The following is a 5,452-nucleotide window of genomic DNA, read 5'->3' as shown; positions in this document are numbered from 1 at the left end:
CGCCGGGCGCCCCGGCCGCGCCGGACGGCGCGCCCCGGTGTCCGTCCCGCTCGACACGGCCCTCGGTCTGACCCTGGCCGCCCCGCTGGCGGCCCTCACCGACCTGCCCTCCTTCGACACCTCGGCCATGGACGGCTGGGCCGTCGCCGGCCCCGGCCCGTGGCAGGTGCGGGACGAGGGGGTGCTCGCCGGGCATGCCGCGCACGCGCCGCTCACCGACGGCGAGGCCGTCCGTATCGCCACCGGAGCCCGGGTCCCCGCGGACACCACCGCGGTGCTCCGCAGCGAGCACGGCCGCACCGACGCCCAGGGGCGGCTGCACATCGACTCGGACCACGGACCGCACACGCTCGCCCACGGCCAGGACATCCGCCCCCGCGGCCAGGAGTGCCGCAGCGGCGACCAGCTCCTGGCCGTCGGCACCCTGGTGACCCCGGCCGTGCTCGGGCTCGCGGCGGCCGCCGGGTACGACACGCTCACCGTCGTCCCCCGCCCGCGCGCCGAGGTGCTCGTCCTCGGCGACGAACTGCTCACCGAGGGACGGCCGCACGACGGGCTGATCCGGGACGCGCTCGGCCCGATGCTGCCGCCGTGGCTGCGGGCGCTGGGCGCCGAGGTCACCGCCGTCCGCCGGATCGGCGACGACGCGGCGGCGCTCCACGACGCGATCACCGCGTCCGACGCCGAGGTCGTCGTCACCACCGGCGGCACCGCCGCCGGCCCCGTCGACCACGTCCACCCCACCCTGCGCCGCATCGGCGCCGAACTCCTCGTGGACGGGGTCGGGGTGCGCCCCGGCCACCCCATGCTGCTGGCCCGCGTCCACGACACCCAGCACCTCGTCGGCCTGCCCGGAAACCCGCTCGCCGCCGTCTCGGCGCTGCTCACGCTCGCCGAGCCCCTGCTGCGGACCCTCGCGGCTCGCCCCGCGCCCGAGCCGTACACCGTGCCGTTGCGGGACGCGGTGCAGGGACATCCGCGCGACACCCGGCTCGTGCCGGTCGCCCTGCGCGGCGACCACGCCGTGCCGTTGCACTACAACGGCCCGGCCATGCTGCGCGGTGTCGCGGCGGCCGACGCGCTCGCGGTGGTCCCTCCGGGCGGTGTGCGGCCCGGACAGGAGACGGAACTGCTCGATCTGCCGTGGGCGTCCAGCGGAATCGGGGTGTGTTTCACGTGAAACTTCCGGGCCAGGACGCCATCGCCCGCCAGGCGGACGAGCACCTGGTGACCCATCGGGTGACGCTGCCCAGGAAGGTGGTGGAGCATCCGATCCGCCAGGTCGCCAAACGGCTGTCGGTGGCGTTGGTGGTGCTCGTGGTGACGGCGCTGGTCGTCTACGTCGACCGCGACGGCTACACCGACAACGCCGACGGCACGGTCGACCTGCTCGACGCGTTCTACTACGCGACCGTCACCCTCTCCACCACCGGATACGGCGACATCACCCCGGTCAGCGACGCGGCCCGGCTCACCAACATCTTCGTCATCACGCCGCTGCGCGTCCTGTTCCTGATCATCCTGGTCGGCACCACCCTCGAGGCCCTCACCGAACGCACCCGGGAGGAGTGGCGACTGAACCGCTGGAGGTCCACGTTGCGTGATCACACCGTCGTCGTCGGATTCGGCACCAAGGGCCGTTCGGCGATCAAGACCGTCTGCGCGACGGGGCTCCGCAAGGAGCAGGTCGTGGTGGTGGACCCCAGCGCCAAGGCGATCGAGGCCGCCGCGGCCGACGGCTACGCCGGGGTCGTCGGGGACGCGACCCGCAGCGAGGTGCTCAAGCGGGCCGAGGTGTTCCGGGCGAAGCAGATCATCATCGCGACCCAGCGGGACGACACCGCCGTCCTGGTCACGCTGACGGCCCGCCAGCTCAACCGGGCCGCGAAGATCGTCGTCGCCGTGCGCGAGGAGGAGAACGCCCCGCTGCTGAAGCAGTCCGGCGCCGACGCCGTCATCACCAGCGCCAGCGCGGCCGGCCGGCTGCTCGGCCTCTCCGTGCTGAGCCCCGCCGCCGGCATGGTGATGGAGGACCTCATCCAGCAGGGCACGGGACTCGACATCGTCGAACGCCCGGTCATAAAGGCCGAGGTGGGCAAGACGCCGCGGGAGATCGACGACCTCGTGGTGAGCGTGCTGCGCGGCCACCGCGTCCTCGGCTACGACGACGCGGCCGTGGGCACCCTGGAACTGACGGACCGGCTGATCACCATCGTGCGGGTCACGCAGGGCCGGCAGGTCGCCCCCGACATGCGCCCGCTCCCCCGGGACTGAAGCGGGCCCCGGCCGTCGCCGGGGCCCGTGGCCATCCGAAAGGGCGCGTGGAGCGCTACTTGCGGTTGTACAGCCGCATCGTGATCGGACCGAAGACCAGCACGAACAGGCCCGCCCAGCCCAGCGACCAGGCGATCTCGCCGGCCGGCCAGTCGCCCGCCATCAGCCCCCGCACGGCCGAGGCCAGGTGGGTGACCGGGCTGTTGTTGACGAACGCCTGGAGCCAGCCCGGCATGGTGGAGGGGTCCACGAAGACGTTGGACAGGAAGGTCAGCGGGAAGATCACCATCATGCTGACGCCCATCACCGACTTCTCGGTGCGCAGCATCAGGCCGAACATCGTCCAGATCCACGAGAAGGCGAACGCGAACAGCACCAGCAGCGCGATCCCGGCGAGCACACCGGCCACCCCGCCGTCCGGCCGGTAGCCGAGGATCATGCCGACGGTCAGCATCACGACGGACGCCAGGGTGTAGCGCAGCGCGTCGCCGAGCAGGTAGCCGACCATCGTCGACGGCCGCCAGATCGGCAGGGTGCGGAAGCGGTCGAAGACACCCTTCTCGATGTCCGTGTTGACCGAGACCCCCGTGTACATCGTGATCATCACGACCGACATCACCAGGATGCCCGGCAGCAGGAACTGGATGTACGCCTTCGGTGAGCCGGCCAGCGCCCCGCCGAACAGGTACGTGTACATCAGCACCATCATGATCGGGAAGGCGGTGACGTCGAAGAGCTGCTCGGGCACGTGCTTGATCTTCAGGACCGCGCGCCAGCCGAAGGTCAGCGAGGCCGACCACGCGCTCGGCCGCGGCGGACGCTCCTTGGCGACCAGCAGCTCGGCGAGGGAGTCGGTGCTGACCGGGGCGAGTTCGACGCTCTCGGTGGTCGTCGTGGTGCTCATGCCGCCACCTCGTCCTTCTGGTCGTCGGCCCCGGACGCGGGCCGGGGGCCGGGCTCGTGGGTGTCGTGCCCGGTGAGGGCCAGGAAGACCTCGTCCAGGCTGGGCTGGCCGAGCGAGAAGTTGTCGACGGTGATGCCGGCCCCGGCCAGCTCGCTCAGGGCGCGGGCGGCCTGTTCGGCGGCGGTGTCCTCGCCGGCGGCGCTGCTCAGGCGGGCGGTCAGCGCCACCGGGTCGGCGTCGGCCTGCACCCGGGCGTCGAAGGCGCGGCGCAGGAGGTCCGCGGCCAGTGGCCGCTGGTCGGGGTCGCGCAGCCGCAGATGCACCGAACCGGCACCGACGGACGCCTTCAGCTCGCCCTTGGTGCCCTCCGCGATCACCCGGCCCCGGTCGATGACGGCGATCCGGGACGCCAGCTGGTCCGCCTCGTCCAGGTACTGCGTGGTCAGCAGGACCGTGGTGCCCTGGGCGACCACCGCGCGGACGATGTCCCACACCTGGTTGCGGCTGCGCGGGTCCAGGCCGGTCGTCGGCTCGTCCAGGAAGAGCAGGTCGGGCGTGTTGAGGATGGACGCGGCGATGTCGATGCGGCGGCGCATGCCGCCCGAGTAGTGCTTGACCTGCTTCGCGGCCGCGTCCGTGAGGCCGAACGCCTCCAGCAGCTGGGCGGCGCGCGTGTGGGCGGCCGGCTTGCGGTGCCCGAGGAGGCGGGCCAGCAGGACCAGGTTCTCGGTGCCCGTGAGGTCCTCGTCCACCGAGGCGTACTGCCCGGTGAGGCTCACCAGGGACCGCACCTCGTCCGCCTCGCGCACGACGTCGTGGCCGAACACCCGGGCCTCGCCGCCGTCCGGCCGCAGGAGCGTGGCGAGCATCTTGACGGTGGTGGTCTTCCCGGCGCCGTTGGGGCCGAGGACCCCGTACACCGTGCCGACCGGCACCGTGAGGTCGACCCCGTCGACGGCCCGGGTCCCACCGAACGTTTTGACCAGGCCCGTGGTCTCGATCGCCAGGCCGGACGATTGCGTGCTCATGCTCGGTTCCTTCCGCATGCGTGGGTCACGCAGGATCAGACCTCCACGGTCGCGCGAAGTCATCGCTGCCGCACGTGCTTTTTCGACACTTCGGTCCTGCGGCGGACCGCTGTAGGACCGGAGGCCCAGGACGGGGGACCGTGGCGAGTACCGTCGCCCTCATGTATGCGATCACGATTCCCGAACCCGGTGGGCCCGAGGCACTGGTCTGGGACGAGGTCCCCGACCCCGAGCCCGGCGAGGGCGAGGTCCTCGTCGAGGTGGTGGCCGGGGCCGTCAACCGGGCCGACATCCTGCAGCGCCAGGGCTTCTACAACCCGCCGCCCGGCGCGTCCCCGTATCCCGGTCTGGAGTGCTCCGGGCGGATCACCGCCCTGGGTCCGGGGGTGACCGGCTGGGCCGTGGGCGACGAGGTCTGCGCCCTGCTCTCGGGCGGCGGCTACGCCCAGAAGGTCGCCGTACCGGCCGGGCAGCTGCTTCCCGTCCCGGAGGGGCTGGACGTCCGGCAGGCCGCCGCGCTGCCCGAGGTGACCTGCACGGTCTGGTCCAACGTGTTCATGATCGCCCACCTGCGTCCGGGCGAGACGCTGCTCGTGCACGGCGGCTCCAGCGGCATCGGCACCATGGCGATCCAGCTGGGCAAGGCGGTCGGGGCCAGGGTCGCCGTCACCGCCGGCACCCGGGAGAAGCTGGAGCGCTGTGCCGAGCTGGGCGCCGACGTCCTGATCAACTACCGCGAGCAGGACTTCGTGGCCGAGGTGGAGAAGGCCACGGACGGCGCGGGAGCGGACGTCATCCTCGACAACATGGGCGCCAAGTACCTGGACCGCAACGTCCGTGCGCTGGCCGTCAACGGCCGCCTCGCCATCATCGGGATGCAGGGCGGCGTCAAGGGCGAGCTGAACATCGGTGCCCTGCTCACCAAGCGCGCCGCCCTCAGCGCGACCTCGCTGCGGGCCCGCCCCCTGGCGGAGAAGGCGGCGATCGTGGCCGCCGTACGGGAACACGTCTGGCCGCTCGTGGCCGGCGGCCACGTCCGTCCGGTGATCGACCGGGAGCTCCCCATGTCCGACGCCGCCGCGGCGCACCGGGTGGTGGAGGACAGCGGCCACATCGGCAAGGTCCTGCTGATCCCCCCGGCCTGACCGCTGCCGCGGGTCGGCGGCCGGCCCGGCGCGGCGTCCCACCTGGTGCGGCGCCACGGGTACGCGGCCTCACGCGCGCCCCGGTCGCTGCGGCGCCGTGT

5 protein-coding genes are annotated in these 5,452 nt (G+C 72.8%); 3 read left to right on the top strand and 2 right to left on the bottom strand.

Annotated elements, in window-relative coordinates; translation table 11 throughout:
- On the top strand, window positions 1-1,180 hold a 1,180-nt coding region (locus tag G3I53_RS10125; protein WP_164438240.1), incomplete at its 5' end, for a molybdopterin molybdotransferase MoeA.
- Window positions 1,177-2,274, top strand: coding sequence for a potassium channel family protein (locus G3I53_RS10120; RefSeq protein ID WP_164338693.1), 1,098 nt, complete (start codon window positions 1,177-1,179; stop codon window positions 2,272-2,274). The genes G3I53_RS10125 and G3I53_RS10120, both read left to right, overlap by 4 nt.
- Before the next feature lie 55 nt (window positions 2,275-2,329).
- Here the strand turns inward: G3I53_RS10120 and G3I53_RS10115 are convergent, their stop codons facing one another.
- Both G3I53_RS10115 and G3I53_RS10110 read right to left on the bottom strand, forming a co-directional pair.
- Window positions 2,330-3,178, bottom strand: coding sequence for an ABC transporter permease (locus G3I53_RS10115; RefSeq protein WP_164338692.1), 849 nt, complete (start codon window positions 3,176-3,178; stop codon window positions 2,330-2,332).
- Window positions 3,175-4,206: an ATP-binding cassette domain-containing protein gene (locus tag G3I53_RS10110; RefSeq protein WP_164338691.1), complete on the bottom strand. Its 1,032-nt coding sequence runs from the start codon at window positions 4,204-4,206 to the stop codon at window positions 3,175-3,177. Before G3I53_RS10110 ends, G3I53_RS10115 begins: the two co-directional genes overlap by 4 nt.
- A 161-nt stretch (window positions 4,207-4,367) precedes the next feature.
- Here G3I53_RS10110 and G3I53_RS10105 point away from each other — a divergent pair, with 161 nt between their 5' ends.
- Window positions 4,368-5,351 carry an NAD(P)H-quinone oxidoreductase gene (locus G3I53_RS10105; protein WP_164338690.1) on the top strand — a complete coding sequence of 328 codons (984 nt, stop codon included), beginning with the start codon at window positions 4,368-4,370 and terminating at the stop codon, window positions 5,349-5,351.
- Window positions 5,352-5,452: the final 101 nt, after the last annotated feature.

It is taken from the genome of Streptomyces sp. SID14436 (genome assembly GCF_010548465.1).
In the GTDB taxonomy this organism is placed as follows: domain Bacteria; phylum Actinomycetota; class Actinomycetes; order Streptomycetales; family Streptomycetaceae; genus Streptomyces.
The sequence above is the reverse complement of the archived record's forward strand: the minus strand, read 5'-3'. Positions and strand labels throughout refer to the sequence as shown.